Origin of the sequence: Streptomyces sp. NBC_01384 (assembly GCF_045040035.1) — a bacterium.
Lineage (GTDB): Bacteria > Actinomycetota > Actinomycetes > Streptomycetales > Streptomycetaceae > Streptomyces.
Window position 1 is genome coordinate 5,737,537 of the sequence record NZ_CP109559.1, and the last position, 26,771, is coordinate 5,764,307.

Consider the following 26,771-nt stretch of genomic DNA (forward strand, 5'->3'; position numbering starts at 1 on the left):
TCCGTCCCCGACGCATTCGCATACACGTCATGAGTCAGCCGCCCCCACCACCGCGAGCCGTCCGGCGCGACCGAGAAGGAGTACTTGGTGATCGCGTTCGGCACGCCGTAGGTCAACTTCTGTTGACCATGGCCCCGTCCCAGCTCAGGGACGGGGCCGTTCGCTTACCCCTCATCACTCCCGAATGCGAGGAATTTCGATATTCCGGGGCACTTCTCTCCAGTAGGGGAAGCGCAACGTCGAACAAGCGTGTAGCTTCCGGGGGTGGAGAGCCGGGGGGCTCCTAATCCACGGGGAACCAGTGGGGATGCTTGGGGGGACTGGGGGGTTGCTCGATGGGAGTGCGGCTCATGGTGGTCGACGACCACCGACTGCTCGCCGAGGCGTTGGCCTCGGCGTTGAAGCTGCGGGGGCACCGGGTGCTCGCCGCGGCGGCGCCCGCCGCGGGAGCGGCGGAGCTGGTGATCACAAGGGCACCCGAGGTGTGCCTGATCGGTACGGCGACACCCGCCGAGCCGGGAATCTTCGACCCGGTGATCAAGATCAAACGGGAGCGTCCCCAGGTGGCGGTCCTGGTCCTGGGCCCGGTCCCGAACCCGCGCGGCATCGCCGCCGCGTTCGCCGCGGGCGCGTCGGGCTATGTACGCCATGACGAGCGCATAGAGGGCGTGGAGCGAGCGATCATGAAGGCGCGGGCGGGCGAGGCGGCGGTGGCCCCGGCCCTGCTCCAGGGCGCCTTCAACGAGCTCCTGAACCCCGCCGCCCAGCCGGACGACGAGGGGCAACGCCTGCTCCAGATGCTCACCCCACGCGAGGTGGAGGTCCTGGTGAGGGTCGCGGACGGGGAGGATACGAGGCTCATCGCGGCCGGAATGGGGATAGCCCCGTCGACCGCCCGGACCCATGTCCAGCGGGTGCTGATGAAGCTCGGGGTGGGGTCACGGCTGGAGGCGGCGGCGCTGGCGGCGCGGACGGGGCTGCTGGACCGGGCGGGGCCGGTGCCGATGCCTTCCGGGGGCGCGGCGGAGGACGCCGGCTGAGAAGGACGGCGAGGTCACGGGCGAGGCGCTGATCGCGCTCAGGAGAACCCGGCATCACATGCGCACGTATTGCTCGATGTCCTCTCTGAACTCGGTGAGCGCCTGTTCGGTGAGCGAGGGACGGGTGTCGGCGATGGCGGCGAGGTAGTCCTCGGTGCCGGCCGGCGCGCCCCGGCGCTCGGTGACCTCGCGTTCGAACGCGGCTTGGGCGCCCTTGCGGGCGGCGAACTCGATGTCGGCGGGCGTGAACATCTCACTGGCCGCCACCAGCCGGTGCAGCCCGACCCCGTCGGCGGCGCGGCCGAGATAGCGCCGCCAGATCGCTTCCCGGGCGACCGGATCGGGGGGACCGACCGGTATGACGTAGTCGAACCGGCCAGGGCGCAGGAACGCCGGATCGAGGGAGCGGACGGAGTTGGTGGCGCAGATCAGCAGACGGTCGTCGTGGTCGCGGAAGCCGGGGATCAGCTTGAGCAGTTCGTTGGTGACTCCGTGGCCGGGGTCGACGGCCACACCGGACCGGACGCCGGCGATCTCCTCGACCTCGTCGATGAACAGGAGGACGGTCTCCAGCCCGGCCAACTCGTTGAACGTGTCCCGTAGCGAGGCGGCCAGGCCCCCGCTACCGTCCGCCGCGAGCCGGGAGGGGAAGAGTTCCACGAACGGCCACTCCAGCCGGGAGGCGACGGCTCTGGCGAAGCTGGTCTTGCCGGTGCCCGGCGGGCCGAAGAGGATGACCGCCTTCGGCGGCGTCACCCCGTACCGGTCGGCCAGCGCGGGCTCGGCCAGCGGCAGCACGATCCGCCGCTCGATGGCTTCCTTCTCCCGCTCCATCCCCGCGAGGGCACCCCAGAGTCCCCCCGGCTGCACCCTCCCGCCGAGCTCCGCGAGGAGACCAGCATCGCTCGCGCCGAGGTGCTCGACCTTCTCGTAGAAGACCAATCCGTCACGGGTCCGGTAGCCGGAGTTCTCCAGCGCCGCGGTTCCGGTGACCCCGGGGGCGAGCAGCGCGCCGATCCGGCGTATCCCCTGCGTGCGCAGGCGCCGTTCGAGCTCGGCGATCAGGGCGCTTCCGATCCCACGGCTGCGCCAGTTCCCCGCGAGCGCCACCAGCGTGATCCAGGCCCGCTCGCCCTGGGCCTGCGCCACCGCCATGCCCACCAGGTCCTCGCCGACCACCGCGACCACCGCGGGCCCGCCGGTCCGGGCGGCGGCCATGACCTCGGAGACGGGGAACACGGGAGGCGAATCGTCCGTCTGCCGGTCCTGATCCCAGATCTGGATGGCGCGGTCGAGATCGTCGTCGCGGAAGTCCCGCAGTCGCCATGTCGGCATCATCGCCACCTCGCCGACTACTCATTCTCCGCGCAGATCGAACGCCGGGCGACCGGAGGGCCCGACGATCAGGCCAGGGGCGTACCGAGCCCGCCGGTCTTTATGTGGTGGAGGAGGTGGGAGAGGGGGGTGGGGGTGGTGGTGAGGTGGGTGGCGGGTTCTTCGCTCTCGCGGAGGTGGATGGTGGCGGGGGTGGTGGTGGCGAGTTCGAGGCAGGTGTTGCCGTCACCGCCGTCGGAGAACGTGGACTTCTGCCAATGCAGGGTCTGGGTCATGGAAGCGCCTCACAGTTCCTTTGACAGACGGTGGATGAAGTCCCGCGACGCCGCGGGGTCCAGCGAAGCCTTTTCCACCCTACGGAAGAGCGTTCGAAGCTGCTCCAGTTGGGGTTCGGCGTCGATGAACGCGGTGCCCGTCGGGGCATCGCGCAAACCGGTGTCCAACCGGGGCACCGGGCCGCCGGTGTACATCATCGAGGCTCCGGCCCCGGCGAAGCCGTCCTGGTCGGTGGGGATGATCCGCACGGTGGCGTGACCGCGCTCGATCTGGTCCAGGATCTGGCGGAGTTGAGCGCGGGCGACCGACCGGCCGGACACGCGGATGCGCAGGGCGACCTCGTGGATGATCGTCTCGTACGGAGTGGGATCGTCGCCCTCGATCGCGACGCGTCGCCGCATGCGCTGCTCCACGCGAGGCTCCAACTCGCTCTCGGGCAGCCCCGGGACCATGTACGAGTAGATCGCCCGGGCGTAGTCAGGGGTCTGTAGGAGCCCCGGGACGTGCGTGATCACCACCTCGCGAAGGAACGTTGCGTGGTGTTCCAACTCGGCGACATCCAGGAACACCGGCGGCAACACCCCTCGGTACTCCTCCCACCAGCCCCGAGTCCGGTCGGTCGCCATGGTCACGAGGGTTTCGATCAACGCCTCGTCGGTGCAGGCGTAATGGGCGGCGAGACGGCGCACGCGTTCCGCGCTCACGCCGACGACGCCGGACTCGATCTGGCTGATCTGGACCGAATCGGCACCGAGCAACTCGGCGGCCTCCCGGGCCTTCATGCCCGTCGCCTCACGCAGTTTGCGCAGTTCGGCGCCCAGTCGCACTCTGCGGGCCGTGAGATGTCTCTTCGGCGGCATCAACACCCCCTCGTCCCAACTGTCCCGTGTGTGTACCTCGTTCGGGGGTCAGAATACGGCAGCGTGTTGCGTATTCCTAAAGTTAGGAAATACCGTCAGTGACGCGACGCACACGCTGCGAAACCCCGGGGTACCGGAAGCGCACCACTCCGTCCTGCCACGACGGCTGCGGCCATGCCACCGCCCGCCATCGCCGCGTATCTCCAACCCCCCACCGCCCGAACGGAGTTCACCCATGCCCGAAACCGTCGCCGAACCCTGGGAGTACATGATGTACATCCCCCACGACCTCCGCGCCGTCACCGTCAGTCGTCGTACCGTCCGCCTGATCCTCACCCTGCACGGCCTGATCCGCCTCACCGACGCCGCCGAGCTGATCGCGGCCGAGCTGGTCTCCAACGCCGTACGGCATACGAAGGGCCAGGCGGCGCTACGGGTGCAGTGGCGGGCCGGGGTCCTGCGTATCGGCGCCTGGGACGCGGACCCCCAGCCGCCCGAGCCGTCCCTGCCGTGGGACCGACTCACCGATGCCGAGGAGGGCCGCGGCCTCGGCCTCGTGCGGGCCTGTGCCGATCTGTGGGGCTGGCAGCCGCTGGCCAGGAACGGGCAGCGCGGCAAGTACGCGTGGTGTGACCTCGCCGCCGCGTAGCTCGTTGATCACGTCGTACAGGAAGGAGGGCTGATGGTCAGCTCGTCGCATGAGGCGCTGCACCACTTCGGCCAGAAGGACACGGCCGGGTTGATCCGCAACTTTCAGCGGCTGTTCCATGTGCCGTTCCCGGAGCCGTGCGGCTTCACGGTGCTCAACACGGACTTGACCGAGATCGAGCCGGTCGAGCGGCGCGTGGACAGCCTGGTGCGGGTGAACACCAAGGAGGGCGACTATCTGCTGGTGCTGGAGTCGCAGGGCAAGAAGGACGAGAGGAAGCGCGGGAGTTGGCCGTACTACCTCTCGTACCTCTACGAGGAGTACCGCTGTGAGCCGGTGCTGGTCGTGATGACCCAGAGCAGCTCCACCGCGCGGTGGGCCGCACAGCCCATCCGGTTCGGTCTGCCCGGCTGGGCCTCGCTCGTCGTACGGCCGATGGTTCTCGGACCGGACAACGTGCCGGTGATCACCGACGAGAAGGAGGCCGCGCAGGACGTGTCGCTCGCGGTGCTCTCGGCGATTACGCATGGTAAAGGGCCGCGTGCCGCTGCGATACTGGGACCACTCGCGGCGGCTCTGGAGACGATTGACCCGGCAAGCGCGGCTCTGCTCGTACAGCTCGTGACGTCTGGCCTGGTGGATTCCCAGGCGAAGGAGATTTGGAGGGACCTGATGGCTCCGGTGAACTACTTCTTCAAGAACCCGGCCGCGGAGAAGGTGAGGGAAGAGACGCGTGTCGAGGAGCGGGCCGAGATGACTCTGAGGACCCTGGAGCTGCGCGGCCTCCAAGTTCCCGACTCTGTCCGGCTCCGGGTAAAGGCATGTTCCGACGTGGACCAGCTCAAGATCTGGTGGGAACGAGCCATCCACGTGACCGAAGCCACCGAACTGTTCGATGACGACGGGGCCTGAGGAGAAGGACGGTAGCCAACAACAGGACTCGGCGCCCTGGAGGCTGCCCTCGTACATCTGGCACCCAACGGTACGACGAGCATGGCTGGAGGCCGCCGAGCAGGCCTGGACCGAGGGCTATGCGGAGCGCTTCGAACGGGGGCGCCTGCAGCGCATCGTCCTGAAACTCCTGTACTGGCGGGGCATTGAGGCGCCACCTGACGTCAATGCCAGGGTGTTCGCGACCACCGATCTGGAGCGGCTCCAGATCTTGCGCGATCGCGCCTTCGAAGTGACCGATCCGGCCGACCTCTTCACCCCCGAAGCGCCGCATAGCCGTCCGGGGCCGGAATCCTTGGAGAACCCCGGCCCCACGTACGACCGTTACTCCGTCGGCCCCTCCTCATCCGGGAACGGCACCGGTGGTGCCAACGGGCGCAGCCACAGCCACACCAGGAAGAACACGCCCAGGGCCAGCATGCCCAGGCCCGTCCAGAGGTTGATGTTGACGCCCTGGGCCTTGGCGAGGCTGGCGTCGGAGGCGGTGAGGCCCGCGACGGTGACGATGATGCCGTAGACGACGAACAGGCCGCCGATGACGGTGCGGATGTCGAAGAGGCGGGTCGCGGTCGTGGACTGGTGCTCCAGCTCCGTGACCTCGCGCTGGACGTCGCGGTCCGAGTAGTGGTCGGACATGGGTTCCTAAGCCTCCCTCGTCGGGGCGAGATCTGGGCGATCAGAATGAGAACGGGATGTAGCAGACCGCCGCCAGGATCAGCGCGCCCCAGCCCAGCAGGGCCGGCTTGCGGTACCAGGCGTCGTCGCCGACGGCGGGCGGCTCGGCCATGCCGGGGGAGCGCGTGCCGTAGACCAGGCCCTGGAGGTCTTCCGCCGGTTTGGGGGCGGTGACGAGCGAGACCGCGACCATGACCACCGCGCCGGCCACGAAACCCGCGATCGCCGACACGAAGTTGGCGCCCTGGTCGGAGGGGATGCCGATGATCCCGTGCTTGTAGATGACGAAGTAGTTGACCATCGCCGCCGTCGTGCCTGCCAGCAGGCCCCAGAAGCCCGACTTCACCGACGCCCGCTTCCAGAACATGCCGACGACGAAGACCACGAACATCGGCACGTTGAAGAAGGAGAAGAGCGCCTGGAGGTAGCTCATGATGTTGGAGAAGGACGACGCCAGGAACGCCGTGCCGATGGAGGCCAGCACGCCGACCACCGTGATCAGGCGGCCGAAACGGACGTAGTAGAAGTCCTCTCGGCCCCTCACCACGTACTTTCCCCAGATGTCGGTCGTGAAGACCGTGTTGAAGGACGAGACGTTGGCCGCCATGCCCGCCATGAAGGCGGCGAGGAGGCCGGTCACCGCGATGCCCAGGACGCCGTTCGGCAGTAGCGCCTGCATCAGGTAGGGGACCGCGTCGTTGTACTGCAGGTTCGAGCCGCTCGTGCCGATCTTCGGGACCAGGACGGCCGCCACCAGGCCCGGGATCATCACCAGGAAGACGATGAAGATCTTGGGGTACGCGGCGATCAGCGGGGTGCGCCGGGCCGCCGACAGGTTCTTCGCCGAGAGCGCTCGCTGCACCTCCGCGAAGTTCGTCGTCCAGTAGCCGAAGGAGAGGACGAAGCCGAGGCCGAGGACGATGGTCAGCCAGTTCGCGCCCAGCGGGTTCGTCTCACCGATGCCCGTACCGCCCCAGGCCGTCGTGAAGTTGGAGCCGTGGGTCTTGTCGAGTGCGTCGGTCAGGCCGTCCCAGCCGCCCACCCGCTTCAGGCCGAGTGCGGCGATCGGGATCAGCGCGGCGAGGATCACGAAGAACTGCAGCACCTCGTTGTAGATCGCCGAGGACAGGCCGCCGAGCGTGATGTACGCCAGGACGAAGAAGCCGGCCACCACGATCGCCACCCACTGCGGCCAGCCGAGGAGTGCCTCTACGACGATCGCGAGCGAGTAGAGGTTGACGCCCGCGATCAGGATCGCCGCGCAGGCGAACAGGATCGAACTCAGCAGGTGTGCCGCTTTGTCGAAGCGCAGAAGCAGGAACTCCGGGACCGAGCGGACCTTCGAGCCGTAGTAGAAGGGCATCATCACCAGGCCCAGGAAGACCATGGCGGGGATGGCGCCGATCCAGTACCAGTGCACGGTGTAGACGCCGTACTGCGCGCTGTTGGCGGCCATCCCCAGGATCTCGGTCGCGCCGAGGTTGGCCGAGATGAACGCGAGGCCGGTGATCCAGGCGGGCAGCGAGCGCCCGGAGAGGAAGAAGTCGAGGCTCGTCCTGACCGAGCGCTTCGCGGCGAAGCCGATGCCGAGCACGACGACGAAATAGATGCCGAGGATCGTGTAGTCGAGCCCGTTCGTGGGGAGCCGGAGCTCGGCGGCCAGGCGGGCGGAGCCGTTCGCCAGGTGGGTCGGGCCGTCTGCCAGGTAGGTGGGGGTAGGCATGCCGCTATCTATGCCCCGTGCGCCCCACAACGCTGCTCCAGCTTCACGGACACCCCCCGAACCCCTGCGGGCATTGACGTTGCTGTTGCTTTGTGGTTTGTTGTGTTTGTTTCTGTTTGGTGGTTGAGTGTGGTGTGGATGAGGAGTCCAGCGGTGAAGAAGACCTCGACCCGGCTCGCCGACGGTCGTGAGCTGATCTACTACGACTCACGCGACGACACGGTGCGCGACGCGGTGGACCGTCGTCCGCTCGAGCCGACCGTCACCAGCTCCCAGGTGCGCCGCGACCCGCTGCTCGGCGACTCGGTCGCGATCGCCTCGCACCGCCAGGGGCGGACGTATCACCCCCCGGCGAACGAGTGTCCGCTCTGCCCCTCGCAGGGCGACCGGCTGAGCGAGATCCCGGACTCCTCGTACGACGTCGTCGTCTTCGAGAATCGTTTCCCCTCGCTCGCCGGCGACTCCGGACGCTGCGAGGTCGTCTGCTTCACCTCCGACCACGACTCGTCCTTCGCCGACCTGACGGAGGAGCAGGCGGGGCTGGTGCTGGAGGTGTGGACGGACCGGACGGCGGAGCTGTCTCACCTCCCCTCCGTCGAACAGGTTTTCTGTTTCGAGAACCGCGGCGAGGAGATCGGCGTCACCCTCGGTCACCCGCACGGCCAGATCTACGGCTACCCGTTCACCACCCCGCGTACGGCGCTGATGCTGCGCTCGCTGGCCGCGCACAAGGAGGCCACCGGTGGCGAGAACCTCTTCGACGAGGTCATCGCGCGGGAGCTCGCCGAGGGCGACCGGATCGTCCTGGAGACCGAGCAGTGGGTGGCCTTCGTGCCGTACGCCGCGCACTGGCCCTACGAGGTCCACCTCTACCCCAAGCGGCGGGTGCCCGACCTGCTCGGGCTCGACGAGGAAGCGCGCACAGAGTTCCCCCAGGTCTATCTGGAACTCTTGAGGCGCTTCGACCGGATCTTCGGTGAGGGCGAGCCTCCGACGCCGTACATCGCCGCCTGGCACCAGGCGCCGTTCGGCGCGCTGGCGGAGTTCGAGGGTGTGAGCAGGGACGACTTCGCGCTTCACCTCGAGCTTTTCACCATTCGCCGCACTTCCGGCAAGCTGAAGTTCCTCGCGGGTTCCGAGTCCGGCATGAGCGTGTTCATCAACGACGTGCCGCCGGAAGCCGCGGCCCAGCGACTGCGAGAGGTAGCGAGTTCATGAGTGGGAAGTACCTGGTCACGGGTGGCGCGGGTTATGTCGGCAGCGTGGTCGCGCAGCATCTGATCGAGGCCGGTCACGAGGTCACCGTCCTCGACAACCTCTCCACCGGCTTCCGCGAGGGCGTGCCCGCCGGGGCCACCTTCATCGAGGGCGACATCCGCGACGCCGCCAAGTGGCTGGACTCCTCCTACGACGCCGTCCTCCACTTCGCCGCGTTCTCGCAGGTCGGCGAGTCCGTCGTGAAGCCCGAGAACTACTGGGAGAACAACGTCGGCGGCACCATGGCGCTGCTCGGGGCGATGCGCGAGGCGGGCGTGCGCAAGCTGGTCTTCTCCTCCACGGCCGCCACGTACGGCGAGCCGGAGCAGACCCCGATCGTCGAGTCCGCGCCGACCAGGCCCACCAACCCCTACGGCGCCTCCAAGCTCGCCGTCGACCACATGATCACCGGTGAGGCGGCGGCCCACGGACTGGGCGCCGTCTCGCTGCGCTACTTCAACGTGGCCGGCGCGTACGGGGCGCAGGGCGAGCGCCACGACCCCGAGTCGCACCTCATCCCGCTCGTCCTCCAGGTGGCGCAGGGACGCCGGGACGCGATCTCCGTCTTCGGCGACGACTACCCGACGCCGGACGGCACCTGCATCCGCGACTACATCCACGTCGCGGACCTGGCGGAGGCCCACCTGCTGGCCGTCGAGGCGGCCACCGCCGGTGAGCACCTCATCTGCAACCTCGGCAACGGCAACGGCTTCTCCGTCCGCGAGGTCATCGAGACCGTCCGCCAGGTCACGGGGCACCCGATCCCCGAGGTCATGGCCCCGCGCCGGGCCGGTGACCCGGCCGTGCTCGTCGCCTCGGCGGCGACCGCGCGCGAGCGGCTCGGCTGGAACCCGTCCCGCGCGGATCTCGCGGGGATCGTCGCGGACGCGTGGGCGTTCGCTCAGAACAAGGAGCGGTAGGTAATTCGGTGGGCGTACGCGAGGGGTTCGAGGAGCTGTACGGGGCCGCGCCCGAGGGTGTCTGGGCGGCTCCCGGCCGCGTCAACCTGATCGGCGAGTACACGGACTTCAACGAGGGGTTCGTGATGCCGCTCGCCCTGCCGCACACGGCGGTCGCGGCGGTCTCGCGGCGCGACGACGGTGTCCTGCGGCTGCACTCGGCCGACATCGAGGGCCCGGTCGTCGAGCTGCGGGTGGATGAGCTCGTGCCGCTGACCAACACCAGCTGGGCCGCGTACCCGGCGGGTGTGGTCTGGGCGCTGCGCGAGGCGGGGCACGCGGTGACGGGCGCGGATGTCCATCTCGCCTCGACCGTGCCGACGGGCGCGGGCCTGTCCTCCTCCGCCGCCCTGGAGGTCGTGACGGCGCTCGCCCTCAACGACCTGTACGAACTCGGCCTCACCGGGCCCGAACTGGCCCGGCTCTCCCAGCGCGCCGAGAACGACTTCGTCGGCGTGCCCTGCGGGATCATGGACCAGACGGCCTCCGCGTGCTGCACCGAGGGGCATGCCCTGCACCTCGACTGCCGCGACCTGTCCATCCGGCAGGTCCCCTTCGACCTGGCGGCCGACGGACTGGAGCTCCTGGTCGTCGACACGCGCGTCAAGCATGCGCTGGGCGACGGGGCGTACGCCGAGCGGCGCGAAGGGTGCGAGGAGGGCGCGCGGCAGCTCGGGGTCTCGCATCTGCGGGATGTCGCGTACGAGGAGCTCGACGCGGCGCTCGCGCGCCTGTCCGACGAGCGGGTACGCCGTTACGTACGTCATGTCGTCTCGGACGACCACCGGGTGGAGCGGGTCATAGCGCTGCTGGACGCCGGTGACGTACGGGCGATCGGGCCCGTGCTCACGGACGGGCACGCCTCGCTCCGTGACGACCTGCGGATCTCCTGCGAGGAGCTGGACCTGGTTGTCTCCACGGCCAATGCCGCGGGGGCGCTGGGGGCGCGGATGACGGGCGGCGGCTTCGGCGGCTCGGCGATCGTGCTGGTGGAGTCGGCGGATGTGGACACGGTGACGAAGGCGGTGACCGAGGCGTTCGGCTCCGCCGGTTATACGGCTCCTCGGGTCTTCCCGGCGGTGCCCTCGGCGGGCGCCCGCCGTGTGAGCTGACGCTCGGGTGTGTTCTTTGTCTGCGGGTGGGTGGGGGCTGGGCGCGCCCACGCGGCGGAGCCGCACAATGTCACAGCCCCGCGCCCCTAAGAGCCTCGGGGTGACCGGTGTTCGCAGGCGGGGGAGTCCTGGTCAGGGCAGCGGCTTGGTCAAGGTGTATTCCGTGATTCCGGGGGGATAGTCCGGGATCACGCACACCACCTCGTAGCCGTGTTTCTTGTAGAACTCGGGGGCCTGGAAGTCCCAGGTCTCCAGGCGGGAGTTGTGGCAGCCGCGCTCCTCGTGGGCGAGGCGCTCGGCCTCGGCGAGGAGGCGGGAGCCGAGGCCCGTGCCGCGGTGGGGGTCGTCCACCCAGAGGTACGTCACGTGCAGCCAGGTCGTCCAGGTGTGGCCGACGAGGCCGCCCGCGAGGGCGCCGGCGGGGTCCAAGGCCCAGACATGGAGCGGAAGTTCCCGTTCGGCAGGGGTTCCGCGCAGGGCGCGGAGGACCGGAGACGCCTGCGTGTTGGTGTCGAGCAGCCGTCGGCGGAGCAGATCACGCCGTTCTTTGTCGTCTCCTGTCTCGATATGAAACATAGGGCTCACCATAAACGCACTGGCCAATCAGTTCTGCAAATTGCCTTCCGCTCCTCGCCCCCAGCCGTACCCTGTGAACAGCGCCGGTGGGGGCCGGTGCTGATCAGGGGGCGAGACAGTCGGGTACGACGCCCGAAGTGGGGGTAGCAGTTCCAGCACGGCGGCGGCCGTGCGACTGCGGCACCCCGTTTTCCGAGTTCGAGCGGGCTCGGGGTCACTTCGGGTGTCGTACCTGCGCCGGTCGTCCCCCGACCAGTGGGGGTATCAGTGGTTCGCATCCGTGTCCTGGTCGTCGACGACCACCGCATCTTCGCCGAGTCGCTCGCCGCAGCCCTGGCGGCCGAGCCCGACGTCGACGTGTCCGCCGCCGGCAGTGGCCCTGCCGCGCTGCGCTGCCTGGAGCGGGCGGCCGCGGAAGGCCGCAGATTCGACGTACTGCTCGTCGACGCCGACCTGGGCGGCAATCTGCCGGGCGCCCGGCCCGCCGTACCGGTCCAGGAGGGCAACGAGGACGGGCTCGTCGACGGGATCTCGCTCGTCGCGGGCGTCCGCTCCGGCCAGCCGAGCGTACGTATCGTCGTGCTCGCCGAGAAGGACGACCCGCGCCGGGCAGCCCTCGCGCTGCAGGCCGGTGCTTCGGGATGGGTCGCCAAGGACTGTTCTCTGTCGCGGCTCCTCACCGTCATCCGGGGTGTGCTGCGCGACGAGACGCATCTTCCGCCCGCCCTGCTCACGGGCGTACTGCGGGAGTTGACCGCCGCGCGCAAGCACCGCACCGAGAGCGAGCGGCTCGTCGAATCGCTCACGCCCAGGGAGCGGGAAGTGCTGCGGTGCATGGTCGCGGGGCTGGGCAGGAAGGCCGTCGCGGAGAGGCTGTTCCTCTCCCCGCACACCGTCCGTACGCATATGCAGAACGTACTCGGGAAGTTGGGCGTGCATTCGACGCTCGCCGCGGTCGCGCTCGCCCGCCGCGCCGGGGTCGGGCCCGTCGACCTATCCGGGGATGTTGTCGAACGGGGCGGTCAACTGGCGTAGCAGCGCCGCGAGTTCACTGCGCTGCGCCCAGCTGAGCTCGGCCAGGATCGCGCGCTCCTGGTCGAGGAGTCCGGCCAGCGCCTGGTCGGCGCGGTCGCGGCCCTCGTCCGTGAGGCGGACGAGGACGCCCCGGCGGTCGCTCGGGTCCGGGAGGCGCTCCACCAGGCCCTTCTTCGTCAGCCGGTCGATGCGGTTGGTCATCGTGCCGGAGGTGACGAGTGTCTGGGTGAGCAGTTGACCGGGGGAGAGCTGGTACGGGGAGCCCGCGCGCCGCAGGGCGGTCAGCACGTCGAACTCCCAGGGCTCCAGGCTGTGCTCGGAGAACGCCAGCCGTCGGGCGCGGTCCAGGTGCCGGGCGAGCCTGCTCACCCGGCTGAGTACCTCGAGCGGTTCCACGTCGAGGTCAGGGCGCTCCCGGCGCCATGATGCGACCAGCCGATCGACCTCGTCCTCCATACGATCAGTGTAGTGGTTGTGTCGACATGAAGTCTCTTGATGTGGAGTTTCTTGATGGGGAGTCTCTCGGCGTAGAGCCTCTTAGTGTGGAGTCTCTTGACGTCGAGATAATTTCTTGCGAGCGTGGAACCTGCCTGGACGGATGATGTTCGTATGTGAATTCGAGGAGGGCCTTCCATGCCTGCCGCCACCACCCCCACCTGGGACCCGAGCCAGTACCTGCGCCACGCCGACCACCGCGCCCGCCCCTTCGCCGACCTCCTCGCCCGCGTCCCCGCCCTGCCCGCCGACCCGGCCCGGATCGCCGACCTCGGCTGCGGCCCCGGCAACGTCACCGTCCAGCTCGCCGAACGCTGGCCCACCGCCCACATCACCGGCTACGACAACTCCCCGGAGATGCTCGCCAGGGCTGAGGCGTACGCGGGAGCCACGGCCGGCGGTGGTCGGCTCGACTTCGCCCACGCCGACCTCACGGACTGGGCGCCGACAGGGACGTACGACCTGATCGTCTCCAACGCCGCGCTCCAGTGGGTGCAAGGGCACCTGGACGCCTTCCCCGGCTGGCTCGACGCGCTCGCCCCCGGCGGCACCTTCGCCTTCCAGGTGCCCAACAACATCGACGCGCCCCTGCACGCCCTGATGCGCGAACTCGCCGCCACCGCCCGCTGGAAGGACCGCCTCTCCGACGTCCTGCGCCACGAGGACTCCGTCCATCACCCGCTGGTCTACCTGGACCGGCTGGCCCGCCTCGGCTGCGCGGTGGACGTCTGGGAGACGACGTACATGCAGATCCTGACCGGCGAGGACCCGGTGCTGGACTGGGTCAAGGGCACCGGCCTGCGCCCCGTCCTCACGGCGCTCGCGGACGACCCCGAGGCCCGGGACGCCTTTGTGACGGAGTACCGCGACCTGCTCCGCGACGCCTATCCGACGGCCCCGTACGGCACGGTGCTCCCCTTCCGCCGGCTGTTCGCCGTGGCGTACAAGGGAGCGTGACCGGATGCTCGCCGCCATCGACCACGTCCAGCTCGCGGCCCCGCCCGGCAGCGAACCCCGCCTGCGCCCGTACTACGTCGACATCCTCGGCATGACCGAAGTCCCCAAACCGCCCGCCCTCGCCGCCCGCGGGGGCTGCTGGTTCCAGGCGGGCGCGGTGCGGCTGCACCTGGGGATCGAGGACGACTTCAGGCCCGCGAAGAAGGCCCACCCCGGGTTGCTGGTCACCGGCATCGACGCGTACGCCGTCCGGCTCGAAGCCCACCACGCCCCGGTGACCTGGGACGACAACCTCCCCGGCCACCGCCGCTTCTACGCGGAGGACCCGGTGGGCAACCGGCTGGAGTTCCTGGAGCCGTGCGTCACGGAGTACGGCCGAGGTGTGTGACGAGGACGCGGATGACGTCGTCGCCGATGACGTAAAGAACCCGGTAGTCGTCGATGCGCAGGCGGCGGAGGTCGGGTGACTCGTAAGGCGTCGACCCCGCCGGGCGGGGGTTGTGGGCGAGTTTGTCGATGGTGTCCAGAACCACGGCGAGACCGCTCGCGGTCTGGTGTTGCCCCCAGCGGGTAGCCAGCGCGTCGGTGATCAGCAGGCCGCGTCCGCGTTCCCGCTCGGGCCCTGGTGTGTCCGGTACGAAGACCTGGGATCTCTGGCCTTCGTCGGTCACGCTGACGGTGGCTGTGTCGGCGGTGTGGGAGAGTGCGACGGCGATGGAGTTGCTGACGGTGTGCTCCAGCGCGTTCGCGGCGAGCTCACCGGTGATCGTTTCCAGGGTGTCCGCCGTGTCGGGTGGGAGTCCCCACGATCGGGCCGCCGTACGTACGAAGCGTCGGGCGGCGCCCGCGGAGGTGAGATCCCCGCCGGGGAGCGAGAGCAGATCGAGCGCCTGGGGCGTGGGAGGGCAGCGGGCCAGCGCGTTGTGGATGACCTCGACGAGGGGTGGCGTGGCGCGAACTCCGTTCGGCAGGACTCGACCGTTCTCTGCCGGAGCGAGGCGAGCGCCTCGGCTTTTGGCGATGAGCAGCGCGTCGCGGAGGGCGTCCGTCAACTGGCCTGCCAGAAAACCGAGTTCCGTGGACGGAACCGAGCAGGGCTCGGTGAGTGTGCCCCGTGCCCGGTCGAGGAGCCCGCCCGCGAGGCCGAGCTGTACGTTCTCGATCCGGTCGGCGAGCCGGGAGGCGGGGCCGGTGCCGTCGGTGGAGAGGTAGCAGGGTTGGCCGTATGCGCCGGTCCAGGGCAGCAGGCGGGGCGGGGGTCCGCCGGTTTCGGCGGGGTTCATCGGGCGACCTCCATGCCGTGGATGTGGCGCGGGCCGACATCGATTCCGTATGTGGCCAGCCATAGGGCGCGGCGGCGGCTGCGCTGCTCGGGGGTGAGGAGGTAGGGGCGGATCAGGGCGGTTGCGCGGCCGTCCAGAGGGGTGTCGGTGGCGTATGGGCCGGGGTGTCGGGCTGGGGTCGGCCGGGGTCGGGGCTGGGGTGGGGGCAGCGGTTGCCCGGCGCGGTGCCGGCCGCGCGGGGAGAAGAGAGTGCGTGCATAGGCTGCGAGTCGGAGGATCAGGTCGGTCATGCCATCAACTCCCCTTTTCTGCAAGGTTGTTCAGGTTGTCGATTTCGGCCCACAAGGACGAACCGTGCGTCGTCATGTCGTGGCCGTACCGGTCGGCGTCGGCAAGGGTTGTCAGCAATGAGCGACGGCGGACGTCGGTGAGTTGGGGCGGCAGCGCGATCCTGATGTGAATGCGATCCGGGAACTCCTCGACGTGTGCCTCGTGGCCCGTGAGCGCGGTGAGCTTGGCGGCCAGCGCGACCGCTTGTGACTTTGCAGAGCACACGAAGGAGGCCTCCGTAAGCACATGAATGCGGAGAGTATTTCTACTTCAGTAGCTTCTACCTGATGCAGTAGCTTGTCAATGTCGTTGGGAACACTCGCCGACCTGTGACCGAGAAATCGGAGAGCTGTCCATGCCTCGAGAGGCGCCGTACCTTGAAGTGGCCAACTCCCTACGCGCCCGAATCCTCGCGGGAGAGTGGGAGGTTGGCGAGCGGCTGCCTTCCCGGGCGCAGCTCGCCGAGGAGTACGGTGTCGGCCGTAACGTCACCCAGCGGGCCATGGATCGGCTGATCATCGAGGGGTTCCTCGAAGGTCGCGCGGGATCCGGTACGTACGTCCGGAAGCCCCGCGAGCGGCTGCGGATGGTCCGTTCACATCACCGTGAGCGCCGCGGTGGCTCGCCGTTCCGCGCCGATATGAAGGAACGGGGCAAGGCTGGAACCTGGGAGTCGCACAGCCAGGCGCGAGTGCCTGCTCCCGAACCCGTCGCCGAGCGGCTTGCGATCAGTCCAGGAGACCTGTGTGTAGTGACGCGCTACGAATTCCTGGCTGATGGGCAGCCCGTCCAGCTCTCCGAATCCTGGGAGCCAATGGCGATCACTGATGGGACGCCCGTCGTGTTGCCCGAGATGGGACCGCTTGCCGGGGCGGGGGTCGTCGAGCGCATGCGATCCATCGGCGTTGGTGTCGAGACCGCTGTCGAAGTGCCACGTCCGGCCCGCGCCACCCAAGCGCAGGCGAATCTGCTGGGGATCAGTGTGGGCGATCTGCTGCTTGAGATCGAGCGGACGTACTACGACACCGATGGGCGGCCGGTGGAGACGGCGAACATCGTCGTGCCGGATGCTCGCTGGGAAGTGGCGTACGAGTTCGGGATCGAGGCGCCGTAGCAGGGCGACGGGCTGGACCGTACCCTCTGACGCGACCGCTTCCGGTACGACACGAAGCGGGCCTGCCCGGCCACCCGCCGCGCGGCCTGTGCCGCCGCGAAGGCGGGCCCGTCGCCACCCGCCCCCACCTGGAGCCGGTGGCCCGACCTCACCCGTTCTGATGATCAGAAGGCATCTCGCCGCACCGGGGCGTTGACGAGGAGGGCCTCGGTGTCGACGCAGCCGGTGTCCCCATGGTCATCGAGGTTGTCCCGCCCGGTCGGCTGAACGAGCAGCGGGACCGCATCCGCAAGCGCCGCGAGTACGCCCGGGCGGGGATTCCGCTGTACATCCTCGTCGATGACCACGACGGTGACGGCACGGTCGTCGTGCTGGCCTCACCCGACCCCAAGAAAGCTGTCTACACCGACGAGCACCGTGTCCCGTATGGCACGGACGCCGTGATCCCCGATGGCCCGGCGAAGGGCTTTGTCATCGGCGAGGCGATCACCCGGGCCTGACCCCGCCCGATGCCGCTGTACCGTCAGCTCCGTCAGCTCTTGCGGTGCCCGATCAGCCGAGGCTTCGGCTCCAAGCCGTCCAGACCGTGCCACGCCAGGTTCACCAGATGGGCCGCCACCTCCGCCTTGCGGGGCTTACGGACGTCCAGCCACCACTGGCCCGTCAGGGCGACCATGCCGACCAGGGCCTGGGCGTAGAGGGGAGCGAGCTTCGGATCGAAGCCGCGGAGCTTGAACTCGCGGCCCAGGATGTCCTCCACCTGGGTGGCGATGTCCGAGATCAGGGACGCGAAGGAGCCCGTGGACTGGGGGATGGGGGAGTCACGGACGAGGATGCGGAAGCCGTCCGTGTACTCCTCGATGTAGTCCAGGAGAGCGAACGCGGCCTGTTCGCACAGCTCGCGGGGGTGACCGGCGGTGAGGGAGCCGGTGACCATGTCCAGCAGACGGCGCATCTCACGGTCCACCACCACCGCGTACAGACCCTCCTTGCCGCCGAAGTGCTCGTAGACCACCGGCTTGGAGACACCGGCCTTCGCCGCGATCTCCTCCACCGACGTCCCCTCGAAACCCTTCGCCGCGAAGAGGGTGCGACCGATCTCCAGCAGCTGCTGACGGCGCTCGGCACCGGTCATGCGGGTGCGGCGCGCACGCCGCGGCTTTTCACTGCTGCTCGGGGTGCTGCTGGAGTCGGTCGCCACGCCTTCAATCATGCCGCGTCGGCGGTTTCCGTTTTGCGTCGGGAGTCCGACCCGTCCGAGTTGCGGCGGGAATCGATACGCGAGCGTGACGGCCAGCGCACGTCGTACGCCCAGCCGAGCTGCTCGCACCAGCGGATGATCCGGGCCGAGGAGTCGATCTGACCGCGGTCCACACCGTGCCGCGCCGAGGTCGGGTCGGCATGGTGCAGGTTGTGCCAGGACTCGCCGCACGACAGCACCGCCAGCCACCACACATTGCCCGAACGGTCACGCGACTTGAACGGACGCTTGCCCACCGCATGGCAGATCGAGTTGATCGACCAGGTGACATGGTGAAGAAGGGCCACCCGGACGAGTGAGCCCCAGAAGAAACCGGTGAACGCGCCCCACCAGGACATCGTCGCCAGCCCGCCGATCAGGGGAGGGAGAGCGAGCGAGAGCATCGTCCAGAAGATGAACTGACGCGAGATCGCACGGATCACCGGATCCTTGATCAGGTCCGGCGCGTACTTCTCCTGCGGAGTCCGCTCCTCGTCGAACATCCAGCCGATGTGCGCCCACCACAGGCCCTTCATCAGAGCCGGGACCGTCTCGCCGTAACGCCAGGGCGAATGCGGGTCACCCTCCGCGTCGGAGAACTTGTGGTGCTTGCGGTGGTCGGCGACCCAGCGGACGAGCGGCCCCTCGACCGCCATCGACCCCGCGATCGCGATCGCGATCCGCAGCGGTCGTTTCGCCTTGAAGGAACCGTGCGTGAAATAGCGGTGGTAGCCGATCGTGACGCCGTGGCAACCCAGGTAGTAGAAGAACACCAGCAGGCCGAGGTCCAGCCAGCTCACCCCCCAGCCCCAAGCCGCGGGCACCGCCGCGAGCAGCGCGAGGAACGGGACGGTGATGAAGAGGAGAAGCGTGAGCTGTTCGAGTGAACCCTTCTTCTCGCCGCCCAGCGTGGCGGCGGGGAGCTGGGTGTCGTCGCTGGTCGCCCGCGGGGCGTCGTCGATCACATCGGAGCTCGTGGTCATGGGCGTCCCCTGTGGGGTTTCGAGGGTGAAGAGAGCTGTCCGCACGGGATTCCATGCTCTTCCCGTCATCTGACGAGAAGACCTACGGTTCCGTAACCTACGGCGTCGTAAGTATGGCAGCGCGCGGCTCGGCGGCAAGAGCCCAAGAACCTGCGCGTCCGCTTGGACACCTATCCTTGGAGTCGGTCGGACAGCGCGGTCCGTTCTCTCTTCTTCCCGGATGCCACGTCCCTAAGCGGCACCCGCCGCGCGGCCGCCACCCGGGTTTCCTCTCAGCCGAGCTTCAGACGAGCTTCCACACTCTTCAGCCGAGCTTCCACACTGCAAGGAGCCGCACCTGTGAGCAGTGCCGACGACCAGACCACCACGACCAGCAGCGAGCTGCGCGCCGACATCCGCCGCCTGGGCGACCTGCTGGGTGAGACCCTCGTCCGGCAGGAGGGCCCCGAGCTCCTGGAACTGGTCGAGAAGGTCCGCCGCCTGACCCGCGAGGACGGCGAAGCCGCCGCCGAGCTGCTGCGCGGCACCGAGCTGGAGACCGCGGCCAAGCTGGTCCGCGCCTTCTCGACGTACTTCCATCTGGCGAACGTCACCGAGCAGGTCCACCGCGGCCGCGAGCTGCGCGCCAAGCGGGCCGCCGAGGGCGGACTCCTCGCCCGGACGGCGGACCGCCTCAAGGACGCCGACCCCGAGCACCTGCGGGCGACCGTCAAGAACCTGAACGTTCGCCCGGTCTTCACCGCCCACCCGACGGAAGCCGCCCGCCGCTCGGTCCTCAACAAGCTGCGCCGTATCGCCGCGCTCCTCGAAACCCCCGTCATCGAGGCCGACCGCCGCCGCCACGACACCCGGCTGGCCGAGAACATCGACCTCGTCTGGCAGACCGACGAACTCCGCGTCGTCCGCCCCGAGCCCGCCGACGAGGCCCGCAACGCCATCTACTACCTCGACGAGCTGCACGCCGGCGCGGTGGGCGATGTCCTGGAGGACCTGACCGCCGAGCTGGAGCGCGTCGGCGTGACACTGCCCGACGAGACCCGGCCCCTCACCTTCGGCACCTGGATCGGCGGCGACCGCGACGGCAACCCCAACGTCACCCCCGCCGTCACCTGGGACGTCCTCATCCTCCAGCACGAACACGGCATTAACGACGCCCTGGAGTTGATCGACGAACTCCGCGGCTTCCTGTCGAACTCGATCCGGTACACCGGCGCGACCGAAGAGCTGCTGGAGTCCCTCCAGGCCGACCTCGAACGACTGCCCGAAATCAGCCCCCGCTACAAGCGCCTCAACGTCGAAGAGCCCTACCGCCTGAAGGCCACCTGCATCCGGCAGAAGCTGGAGAACACCAAGCAGCGCCTCGCCAAGGGCACACCCCACGAGGCAGGCCGCGACTACCTCGGCACCGCCGAACTGCTCCGCGACCTCACCCTCATCCAGACCTCGCTGCGCGAGCACCGCGGCGGCCTCTTCGCCGACGGCCGCATGAACCGCACCATCCGCACGCTCGCCGCCTTCGGCCTCCAGCTCGCCACCATGGATGTACGCGAACACGCCGACGCCCACCACCACGCGCTCGGCCAGCTCTTCGACCGCCTCGGCGAGGAGTCCTGGCGCTACGCCGACATGCCCCGCGACTACCGCTCCAAGCTCCTCGCCAAGGAACTCAGGTCCCGCCGCCCGCTCGCCCCGACCCCGGCACCGGTGGACGCCGCCGGCGAGAAGACCATCGGCGTCTTCCAGACGGTCAAGCGAGCCCTGGAGGTCTTCGGACCCGAGGTCATCGAGTCGTACATCATCTCGATGTGCCAGGGCGCGGACGACGTGTTCGCCGCCGCCGTCCTCGCCCGCGAGGCCGGTCTCCTCGACCTGCACGGCGGCTGGGCGAAGATCGGTATCGTGCCGCTCCTGGAGACGACCGACGAGCTCAAGGCCGCCGACACGATCCTGGAGGACATGCTCTCCGACCCCTCCTACCGCCGCCTCGTCGCGCTGCGCGGAGACGTCCAGGAGGTCATGCTCGGCTACTCCGACTCCTCCAAGTTCGGCGGCATCACGACCTCGCAGTGGGAGATCCACCGCGCCCAGCGCCGCCTGCGCGACGTCGCCCACCGCTACGGCGTACGCCTCAGGCTCTTCCACGGCCGCGGCGGCACCGTCGGCCGCGGCGGCGGCCCCTCCCACGACGCGATCCTCGCGCAGCCCTGGGGCACGCTGGAGGGCGAGATCAAGGTGACCGAGCAGGGCGAGGTCATCTCCGACAAGTACCTGGTGCCCTCGCTGGCCCGCGAGAACCTGGAGCTGACCGTCGCCGCCACGCTCCAGGCGTCCGCCCTGCACACCGCCCCGCGGCAGAGCGACGAGGCACTGGCCCGCTGGGACGCCGCGATGGACGTCGTATCGGACGCCGCCCACTCCGCCTACCGCAGGCTGGTGGAGGACCCGGACCTGCCGGCGTACTTCTTCGCCGCCACGCCCGTCGACCAGCTCGCCGACCTGCACCTCGGGTCACGGCCGTCCCGCCGCCCCGACAGCGGCGCCGGACTCGACGGCCTGCGGGCCATCCCCTGGGTCTTCGGCTGGACCCAGTCACGGCAGATCGTGCCGGGCTGGTTCGGCGTCGGCTCCGGCCTCAAGGCGCTGCGGGAAGCAGGCCTGCGGCAAGAAGGGGACACCGTGCTCGACGAGATGCACGAGCAGTGGCACTTCTTCCAGAACTTCCTCTCCAACGTCGAGATGACCCTCGCGAAGACGGATCTGCGGATCGCCCGGCACTACGTCGAGACCCTCGTCCCCGACGAGCTGAAGCACGTCTTCGCCACCATCGAGGCCGAGCACGAGCTGACGGTCCGCGAGGTCCTGCGCATCACCGGCGGCAAGAAGCTCCTGGACACCAACCCGGTGCTCCAGCAGACCTTCTCCATCCGCGACGCCTACCTCGACCCGATCTCCTACCTCCAGGTCGCCCTCCTCAAGCGCCAGCGCGACGAGGCCGCGGCCGGCGCCGAGCCGGACCCGCTGCTGTCACGGGCCCTGCTCCTGACGGTCAACGGTGTGGCGGCCGGACTGCGCAACACCGGCTGATCCCCTACGAGCGGCTGATCCCCTACGAGTCGGCTGATCCCCTACGAGTCGGCGGTGCCCCGAGCGCGGGGCACCGCCATCGGCCATCGGCTCACAAGGCCAGGAACGTGACCGTCAGCTGCACGATCCCCGCCCCCGCCAGCACCCACGCCGCCCGCGTCCGCCGCAGGCCGCCCGCGACCACCACCGAGGCGAGCAACAGGGCGCCACCGAGCGGGACCCAGGCATACAGGATTCCCGCGGGACCGCTGCGGACGACATCACCGCTGCCGGGCTTCACGGTCACCGTGTACGTCCGGCCCTTCTTCACCGCCACCGCCTCGTCGATGGTGACGCGGGCCCGCGCCCGGGAACCCGCGGACGTCGGCGCGTACGGCCCCGTACAGGTGTCACCGGAACAGGCCGTCACGGTCATGGTCCCCTGCTCCCGGCCCTTGCTCAGCATCACGTGCTGAGCCGTGCCCCAGGAACCCCAGACGCCCGCGATCAGGATCAGCACCGCGACCGTACCCATCGCCGCGAACCGCCCGAACCGCAGCGCCGGATGTGCGCTCCTACGGGAGCCTCGATGTGAGGTGACGGCAGGCATGGCGGCGATCCTTGGCCATGGCTGCGCACCTGGTCAACCCCGGTGGGGGACAAGTCGGCAGTTGTACGAGTACATCGACCGCCCCCGGCAATCACTCAGGAGTTGTACGTGCTCTGCGCCCGCTCCAGCCCCTCGATCACAAGGCACTCCACCGCGTCCGCCGCCCGGTCCACGAAGTAGCCGAGCTCCTTGCGCTCCGCCGAGGAGAAGTCCTTCAGAACGAAATCGGCGACCTGCATCCGGCCCGGAGGGCGCCCGATGCCGAACCGCACCCGGTGGTAGTCCGGGCCCATCGCCTTCGTCATCGACTTCAGCCCGTTGTGGCCGTTGTCGCCACCGCCGAGCTTCAGACGCAGCACGCCGTAATCGATGTCCAGCTCGTCATGGATCGCGACGATGTTCGCCGTCGGCACCTTGTAGAAGTCGCGCAGGGCGTTCACCGGACCGCCGGACAGGTTCATGTACGACATCGGCTTGGCCAGGATCACCCGGCGGTTGCCCGGACCGGGCGGGCCGATCCGCCCCTCGATCACCTGCGCCTGCGCCTTACCGGCCCGCTTGAACTTGCCCCCGATCTGCTCCGCCAGCAGATCGGCGACCATGAAGCCCACGTTGTGCCGGTTCATGGCGTACTCGGGGCCGGGGTTGCCGAGGCCCACGATCAGCCAGGGGGCGTTGGCGTCGGTCGTCACGTCGGTGTCTCCCATGTGTCCTTGATACGCGCCGTGTCCTTGATACGCGCCGTGTCCTTGAAACGGGTCGTGTCCTTGATACGCGGCAGCCGCCGCTCCTGACGGGAGCGGCGGCTGACACAGATGATGATCCCGGGGGGAATCAGGCCTCGGCGGCCGCTTCGCCCGCGCCCTCGCCCTCGGCGGCGGGCTCCTCGGCCTGGGCGGACAGGACCTGCAGAACGACCGCGTCCTCGTCGATCGCCAGCGTGGTGCCCTTGGGGAGCGGGATGTCCTTGGCGTGGACGGAGGCGCCGGCCTCAAGGCCCTCGACCGAGACGGTGACCGACTCGGGGATGTGGGTGGCCTCGGCCTCGACCGTCAGGGTGTTCAGCACGTGCTCGAGCAGGTTGCCACCGGCGGCCAGCTCGCCCTCGGTGTGGACCGGGATCTCGACGGTGACCTTCTCGCCACGCTTCACGAGGAGCAGGTCGACGTGCACGAGGTGGCCCCTGATGGCGTCGCGCTGAACGGCCTTCGGGATCGCCAGCTCGGTCTTGCCCTCGACGTCCAGGGAGAGCAGGACGTTCGGGGTACGCAGGGCGAGCAGCAGCTCGTGACCCGGCAGTGCGACGTGGAGCGGCTCGGCACCGTGGCCGTAGACCACGCCGGGAACCTTGCTCTCACGGCGGATGCGGCGGGCGGCGCCCTTGCCGAACTCGGTACGGGTCTCGGCGGCGAGCTTGACCTCGGACATGTTCACTCCTCGTAGATCAGTTGGGGAAGGTCACCCGGCCAAAACATCGGCCTGCTACGAAGAGCGCGTCGATAACGGACCGCCGAACCGCTTTCGCAAGCAGTACGGCCTCCCTCGCCGAGCAACTGTGACAGCTTACGCGGCGGGGAGGCCGTACAAGAAATCGATCTAGGCGATCCAGGCGATCGAGAGGATCGAGGGCTTACTGCTCCTCGAACAGGCTCGTCACCGAACCGTCCTCGAAGACCTCACGGACCGCGTTCGCGATCGTCGGCGCGATCGACAGCACCGTGATCTTGTCGAGCTCCAGCTCACCCGGGGTCGGCAGGGTGTTCGTGAAGATGAACTCGCTGACCTTCGAGTTCTTCAGACGGTCGGCAGCCGGACCGGAGAGCACACCGTGCGTGGCCGTGACGATGACATCCTCCGCACCATGCGCGAACAGCGCGTCCGCGGCGGCGCAGATCGTGCCACCGGTGTCGATCATGTCGTCGACGAGGACACAGACGCGGCCCTTCACATCACCGACGACCTCGTGCACGGTCACCTGGTTGGCGACGTCCTTGTCACGGCGCTTGTGCACGATCGCCAGCGGGGCGTCGAGACGGTCGCACCAGCGGTCGGCGACGCGCACGCGGCCGGCGTCCGGGGAGACGACCGTCAGCTTCGCCTTGTCGACCTTCGCGCCCACGTAGTCCGCGAGGATCGGCAGCGCGAACAGGTGGTCGACCGGGCCGTCGAAGAAGCCCTGGATCTGGTCGGTGTGCAGGTCGACGGTGAGGATGCGGTCCGCGCCCGCCGTCTTCATCAGGTCGGCGATCAGACGCGCCGAGATCGGTTCACGTCCACGGTGCTTCTTGTCCTGCCGCGCGTAACCGTAGAACGGCACGATCACGGTGATGCTCCGCGCGGAGGCCCGCTTCAGAGCGTCGATCATGATCAGCTGCTCCATGATCCACTTGTTGATGGGAGCCGTGTGGCTCTGCATCAGGAAGCAGTCGGCGCCGCGTGCGGACTCCTGGTAGCGGATGTAGATCTCACCGTTGGCGAAGTCGAAGGCCTTCGTCGGGACAAGCCCGACACCCAGCTGGTGGGCGACCTCCTCGGCAAGCTCGGGGTGGGCGCGGCCGGAGAAGAACATCATCTTCTTCTCGCCGGTCGTCTTGAACCCGGTCACAGCACTGTCTCCTCAGAGGTGTCTCAGCTGGGGCACGAGAGGTCTTCTCGGCTGGAGTGCGAGAGGCGTTCTCAGCTGGGGGGTGCGGGTGTGCACTTATCACGGTACGCCGTGTCAGACGCACCTGTTTCCGGTCAGGCTTCGCCTTCCGGCTCCCGGGAGGCCGTCTCCGCCGCCTTCGCGGCCGCGCTTCCCGGACGCTTGCGGGCCACCCAACCCTCGATATTCCGCTGCTGGCCACGGGCCACGGCCAGCGAACCGGGCGGCACGTCCTTGGTGATGACCGAGCCCGCCGCGGTGTACGCGCCGTCCCCGACCGTGACAGGAGCCACAAACATGTTGTCCGACCCGGTACGGCAGTGGGAGCCCACGGTGGTGTGGTGCTTCTCCTGCCCGTCGTAGTTCACGAAGACGCTCGCGGCACCGATGTTGGAGTACTCGCCGATCGTCGCATCGCCCACGTAGGACAGGTGCGGGACCTTGGTGCCCTCGCCGATCGTGGCGTTCTTCGTCTCGACGTACGTACCCACCTTGGCCTTCAGACCGAGGCGGGTGCCCGGACGGAGGTACGCGTACGGGCCCACGGTCGCCTGCGGCCCGACCTCGGCGCTGTCGGCGACGGTGTTGTCGATACGGGCCCCCGCGCCCACCGTGGTGTCCTTCAGCCGGCAGTTGGGCCCGACCTCGGCGCCCTCGGCGAGGTGCGTGGCACCCTGCAACTGCGTCCCCGGGTGGACGATCGCGTCCTGCTCGAAGGTGACGGCCACATCGATCCAGGTCGAGGCGGGGTCGATGACGGTCACCCCGGCGAGCATGGCCTCGGTGAGCAGCCGGTCGTTGAGGATGCGGCGGGCCTCGGCGAGCTGGACCCGGTTGTTGATACCGGCGATCTCGCGGTGGTCGCCGGCGACGGAGGCGCCGACGCGGTGCCCGGCCTCGCGCAGGATGCCGAGGACGTCGGTCAGGTACTCCTCGCCCTGACTGTTGTCCGTCCGCACCTTCCCGAGGGCGTCCGCGAGGAGCTGCCCGTCGAAGGCGAAGACCCCGGAGTTGATCTCCCGGATCGCGCGCTGCGACTCACTCGCGTCCTTGTGCTCGACGATCGCGGTGACCGCGCCGCTGGCGCCGTCGCGCACGATGCGGCCGTAGCCGGTGGCGTCGGGGACCTCGGCGGTGAGCACGGTGACGGCGTTGCCGTCGGCGGTGTGGGTGGCGGCGAGCGTCCGCAGGGTCTCGCCGCTCAGCAGCGGGGTGTCGCCGCAGACCACGACGACGGTGCCGTCGACGGTGCCGCCCAGCTCTTCCAGGCCCATGCGTACGGCGTGCCCGGTGCCGTTCTGCTCGGCCTGCACGGCCGTCCGCACGCCGGGGTCGGTCTCGGCGAGGTGCGCGGTGACCTTCTCGCGGGCGTGGCCCACCACGACGACCAGGTTCTCGGGCTCCAACGCGCGCGCGGCCGCGAGCACATGGCCCACCAGGGAACGGCCGCACAGTTCGTGCAGGACCTTGGGTGTGGCCGACTTCATACGGGTGCCCTCACCCGCTGCGAGAACGACGACGGCTGCCGGAGGATTGGCGCTCACGGATATGCCCTTCGGCTTCGGATGGCTGGGGTGTGGACATCCGCAGGATACCGGGGTGTT

Annotated in this window: 29 protein-coding genes; 12 read left to right on the forward strand and 17 right to left on the reverse strand. The window is 69.0% G+C overall.

What is annotated here, in order from left to right; all coding sequences use genetic code 11:
• The first annotated feature begins 335 nt into the window (after positions 1-335).
• Positions 336-1,040, forward strand: coding sequence for a LuxR C-terminal-related transcriptional regulator (locus OG747_RS26475; RefSeq protein ID WP_405881889.1), 705 nt, complete (start codon positions 336-338; stop codon positions 1,038-1,040).
• Positions 1,041-1,094: 54 nt separating this feature from the next.
• On the opposite strand, the gene OG747_RS26480 is transcribed toward OG747_RS26475, so the two are convergent.
• From OG747_RS26480 to OG747_RS26490, 3 genes are all read right to left on the reverse strand, one after another.
• Positions 1,095-2,375, reverse strand: a complete 1,281-nt coding sequence (locus OG747_RS26480) for an ATP-binding protein (RefSeq protein WP_405881891.1) — start codon at positions 2,373-2,375, stop codon at positions 1,095-1,097.
• A 68-nt stretch (positions 2,376-2,443) separates the two neighbouring features.
• Entirely contained in the window at positions 2,444-2,650 is a 207-nt protein-coding gene (locus OG747_RS26485) for a DUF397 domain-containing protein (protein ID WP_405881892.1), read from the reverse strand.
• 9 nt (positions 2,651-2,659) lie between these two features.
• Entirely contained in the window at positions 2,660-3,511 is an 852-nt protein-coding gene (locus tag OG747_RS26490; RefSeq protein ID WP_405881893.1) for a helix-turn-helix domain-containing protein, read from the reverse strand.
• A 235-nt stretch (positions 3,512-3,746) separates the two neighbouring features.
• Between OG747_RS26490 and OG747_RS26495 the strand changes: the two genes are divergently transcribed.
• Both OG747_RS26495 and OG747_RS26500 read left to right on the forward strand, forming a co-directional pair.
• On the forward strand, positions 3,747-4,160 hold the full coding sequence (locus OG747_RS26495; protein WP_405881894.1) for an ATP-binding protein: 414 nt from the start codon (positions 3,747-3,749) through the stop codon (positions 4,158-4,160).
• A 33-nt stretch (positions 4,161-4,193) separates the two neighbouring features.
• Positions 4,194-5,072 carry a hypothetical protein gene (locus OG747_RS26500; protein WP_405881896.1) on the forward strand — a complete coding sequence of 293 codons (879 nt, stop codon included), beginning with the start codon at positions 4,194-4,196 and terminating at the stop codon, positions 5,070-5,072.
• 363 nt (positions 5,073-5,435) lie between these two features.
• On the opposite strand, the gene OG747_RS26505 is transcribed toward OG747_RS26500, so the two are convergent.
• A complete protein-coding gene (locus OG747_RS26505) occupies positions 5,436-5,747 on the reverse strand; it encodes a hypothetical protein (RefSeq protein WP_405881897.1) in 312 nt (103 codons plus the stop codon).
• A gap of 40 nt (positions 5,748-5,787) precedes the next feature.
• The gene (locus tag OG747_RS26510) at positions 5,788-7,509 is read right to left on the reverse strand and encodes a sodium:solute symporter family protein (RefSeq protein WP_405881898.1); all 1,722 of its coding nucleotides are present in this window, start codon (positions 7,507-7,509) and stop codon (positions 5,788-5,790) included.
• Between the two features lie 153 nt (positions 7,510-7,662).
• Here OG747_RS26510 and galT point away from each other — a divergent pair, with 153 nt between their 5' ends.
• Genes galT through galK form a run of 3 tightly spaced genes read left to right on the forward strand, consistent with a single transcriptional unit; the run spans position 7,663 to position 10,837 of the window.
• Entirely contained in the window at positions 7,663-8,727 is a 1,065-nt protein-coding gene (gene galT / locus OG747_RS26515) for a galactose-1-phosphate uridylyltransferase (protein WP_405881899.1), read from the forward strand.
• Complete coding sequence (gene galE, locus OG747_RS26520) at positions 8,724-9,686, forward strand: UDP-glucose 4-epimerase GalE (protein ID WP_405881901.1); 963 nt, start codon at positions 8,724-8,726, stop codon at positions 9,684-9,686. Before galT ends, galE begins: the two co-directional genes overlap by 4 nt.
• A gap of 8 nt (positions 9,687-9,694) precedes the next feature.
• Complete coding sequence (gene galK, locus OG747_RS26525) at positions 9,695-10,837, forward strand: galactokinase (protein ID WP_405881902.1); 1,143 nt, start codon at positions 9,695-9,697, stop codon at positions 10,835-10,837.
• A 132-nt stretch (positions 10,838-10,969) separates the two neighbouring features.
• On the opposite strand, the gene OG747_RS26530 is transcribed toward galK, so the two are convergent.
• Positions 10,970-11,413: a GNAT family N-acetyltransferase gene (locus OG747_RS26530; RefSeq protein WP_405881904.1), complete on the reverse strand. Its 444-nt coding sequence runs from the start codon at positions 11,411-11,413 to the stop codon at positions 10,970-10,972.
• Positions 11,414-11,680: 267 nt separating this feature from the next.
• Between OG747_RS26530 and OG747_RS26535 the strand changes: the two genes are divergently transcribed.
• Complete coding sequence (locus OG747_RS26535; RefSeq protein ID WP_405881906.1) at positions 11,681-12,448, forward strand: LuxR C-terminal-related transcriptional regulator; 768 nt, start codon at positions 11,681-11,683, stop codon at positions 12,446-12,448.
• Here the strand turns inward: OG747_RS26535 and tamR are convergent.
• A complete protein-coding gene (gene tamR / locus OG747_RS26540) occupies positions 12,407-12,904 on the reverse strand; it encodes a MarR family transcriptional regulator TamR (protein WP_405881907.1) in 498 nt (165 codons plus the stop codon). The two genes, OG747_RS26535 and tamR, sit on opposite strands and share 42 nt — an antisense overlap.
• A gap of 177 nt (positions 12,905-13,081) precedes the next feature.
• Between tamR and OG747_RS26545 the strand changes: the two genes are divergently transcribed.
• Positions 13,082-13,900 carry a trans-aconitate 2-methyltransferase gene (locus OG747_RS26545; RefSeq protein ID WP_405881908.1) on the forward strand — a complete coding sequence of 273 codons (819 nt, stop codon included), beginning with the start codon at positions 13,082-13,084 and terminating at the stop codon, positions 13,898-13,900.
• A 4-nt stretch (positions 13,901-13,904) separates the two neighbouring features.
• A complete protein-coding gene (locus OG747_RS26550; RefSeq protein WP_405881909.1) occupies positions 13,905-14,288 on the forward strand; it encodes a glyoxalase in 384 nt (127 codons plus the stop codon).
• Here the strand turns inward: OG747_RS26550 and OG747_RS26555 are convergent.
• Genes OG747_RS26555 through OG747_RS26565 form a run of 3 tightly spaced genes read right to left on the reverse strand, consistent with a single transcriptional unit; the run spans position 14,263 to position 15,738 of the window.
• The gene (locus OG747_RS26555; RefSeq protein ID WP_405881911.1) at positions 14,263-15,183 is read right to left on the reverse strand and encodes an ATP-binding protein; all 921 of its coding nucleotides are present in this window, start codon (positions 15,181-15,183) and stop codon (positions 14,263-14,265) included. The two genes, OG747_RS26550 and OG747_RS26555, sit on opposite strands and share 26 nt — an antisense overlap.
• Complete coding sequence (locus tag OG747_RS26560; RefSeq protein ID WP_405881913.1) at positions 15,180-15,473, reverse strand: hypothetical protein; 294 nt, start codon at positions 15,471-15,473, stop codon at positions 15,180-15,182. The genes OG747_RS26555 and OG747_RS26560 overlap by 4 nt, the downstream gene beginning before the upstream one ends.
• Positions 15,474-15,477: 4 nt before the next feature.
• The gene (locus OG747_RS26565; protein ID WP_405881914.1) at positions 15,478-15,738 is read right to left on the reverse strand and encodes a hypothetical protein; all 261 of its coding nucleotides are present in this window, start codon (positions 15,736-15,738) and stop codon (positions 15,478-15,480) included.
• 130 nt (positions 15,739-15,868) lie between these two features.
• On the opposite strand from OG747_RS26565, the gene OG747_RS26570 reads away from it, so the two are divergent.
• Positions 15,869-16,627, forward strand: a complete 759-nt coding sequence (locus tag OG747_RS26570; RefSeq protein ID WP_405881916.1) for a GntR family transcriptional regulator — start codon at positions 15,869-15,871, stop codon at positions 16,625-16,627.
• Positions 16,628-16,860: 233 nt separating this feature from the next.
• Positions 16,861-17,127 carry a Uma2 family endonuclease gene (locus tag OG747_RS26575; protein ID WP_405881917.1) on the forward strand — a complete coding sequence of 89 codons (267 nt, stop codon included), beginning with the start codon at positions 16,861-16,863 and terminating at the stop codon, positions 17,125-17,127.
• A 32-nt stretch (positions 17,128-17,159) separates the two neighbouring features.
• Here OG747_RS26575 and OG747_RS26580 read toward each other — a convergent pair whose 3' ends face one another.
• On the reverse strand, positions 17,160-17,840 hold the full coding sequence (locus OG747_RS26580) for a TetR/AcrR family transcriptional regulator (RefSeq protein WP_351698195.1): 681 nt from the start codon (positions 17,838-17,840) through the stop codon (positions 17,160-17,162).
• Positions 17,837-18,850, reverse strand: a complete 1,014-nt coding sequence (locus OG747_RS26585; RefSeq protein ID WP_405881918.1) for an acyl-CoA desaturase — start codon at positions 18,848-18,850, stop codon at positions 17,837-17,839. Before OG747_RS26585 ends, OG747_RS26580 begins: the two co-directional genes overlap by 4 nt.
• Positions 18,851-19,189: 339 nt before the next feature.
• On the opposite strand from OG747_RS26585, the gene ppc reads away from it, so the two are divergent.
• The gene (ppc, locus tag OG747_RS26590; RefSeq protein ID WP_405881919.1) at positions 19,190-21,934 is read left to right on the forward strand and encodes a phosphoenolpyruvate carboxylase; all 2,745 of its coding nucleotides are present in this window, start codon (positions 19,190-19,192) and stop codon (positions 21,932-21,934) included.
• Positions 21,935-22,025: 91 nt separating this feature from the next.
• On the opposite strand, the gene OG747_RS26595 is transcribed toward ppc, so the two are convergent.
• The 5 genes from OG747_RS26595 to glmU all read right to left on the reverse strand — a co-directional run bounded on the left by OG747_RS26595 (position 22,026) and on the right by glmU (position 26,711).
• Positions 22,026-22,523, reverse strand: a complete 498-nt coding sequence (locus OG747_RS26595) for a hypothetical protein (RefSeq protein WP_405881921.1) — start codon at positions 22,521-22,523, stop codon at positions 22,026-22,028.
• Positions 22,524-22,618: 95 nt separating this feature from the next.
• The gene (gene pth / locus OG747_RS26600) at positions 22,619-23,230 is read right to left on the reverse strand and encodes an aminoacyl-tRNA hydrolase (RefSeq protein WP_405881923.1); all 612 of its coding nucleotides are present in this window, start codon (positions 23,228-23,230) and stop codon (positions 22,619-22,621) included.
• A 127-nt stretch (positions 23,231-23,357) separates the two neighbouring features.
• A complete protein-coding gene (locus tag OG747_RS26605; RefSeq protein WP_405881925.1) occupies positions 23,358-23,951 on the reverse strand; it encodes a 50S ribosomal protein L25/general stress protein Ctc in 594 nt (197 codons plus the stop codon).
• A 202-nt stretch (positions 23,952-24,153) separates the two neighbouring features.
• Complete coding sequence (locus OG747_RS26610; RefSeq protein WP_405881926.1) at positions 24,154-25,128, reverse strand: ribose-phosphate diphosphokinase; 975 nt, start codon at positions 25,126-25,128, stop codon at positions 24,154-24,156.
• 134 nt (positions 25,129-25,262) lie between these two features.
• A complete protein-coding gene (gene glmU, locus OG747_RS26615) occupies positions 25,263-26,711 on the reverse strand; it encodes a bifunctional UDP-N-acetylglucosamine diphosphorylase/glucosamine-1-phosphate N-acetyltransferase GlmU (protein WP_405881927.1) in 1,449 nt (482 codons plus the stop codon).
• Between the last annotated feature and the right edge of the window lie 60 nt (positions 26,712-26,771).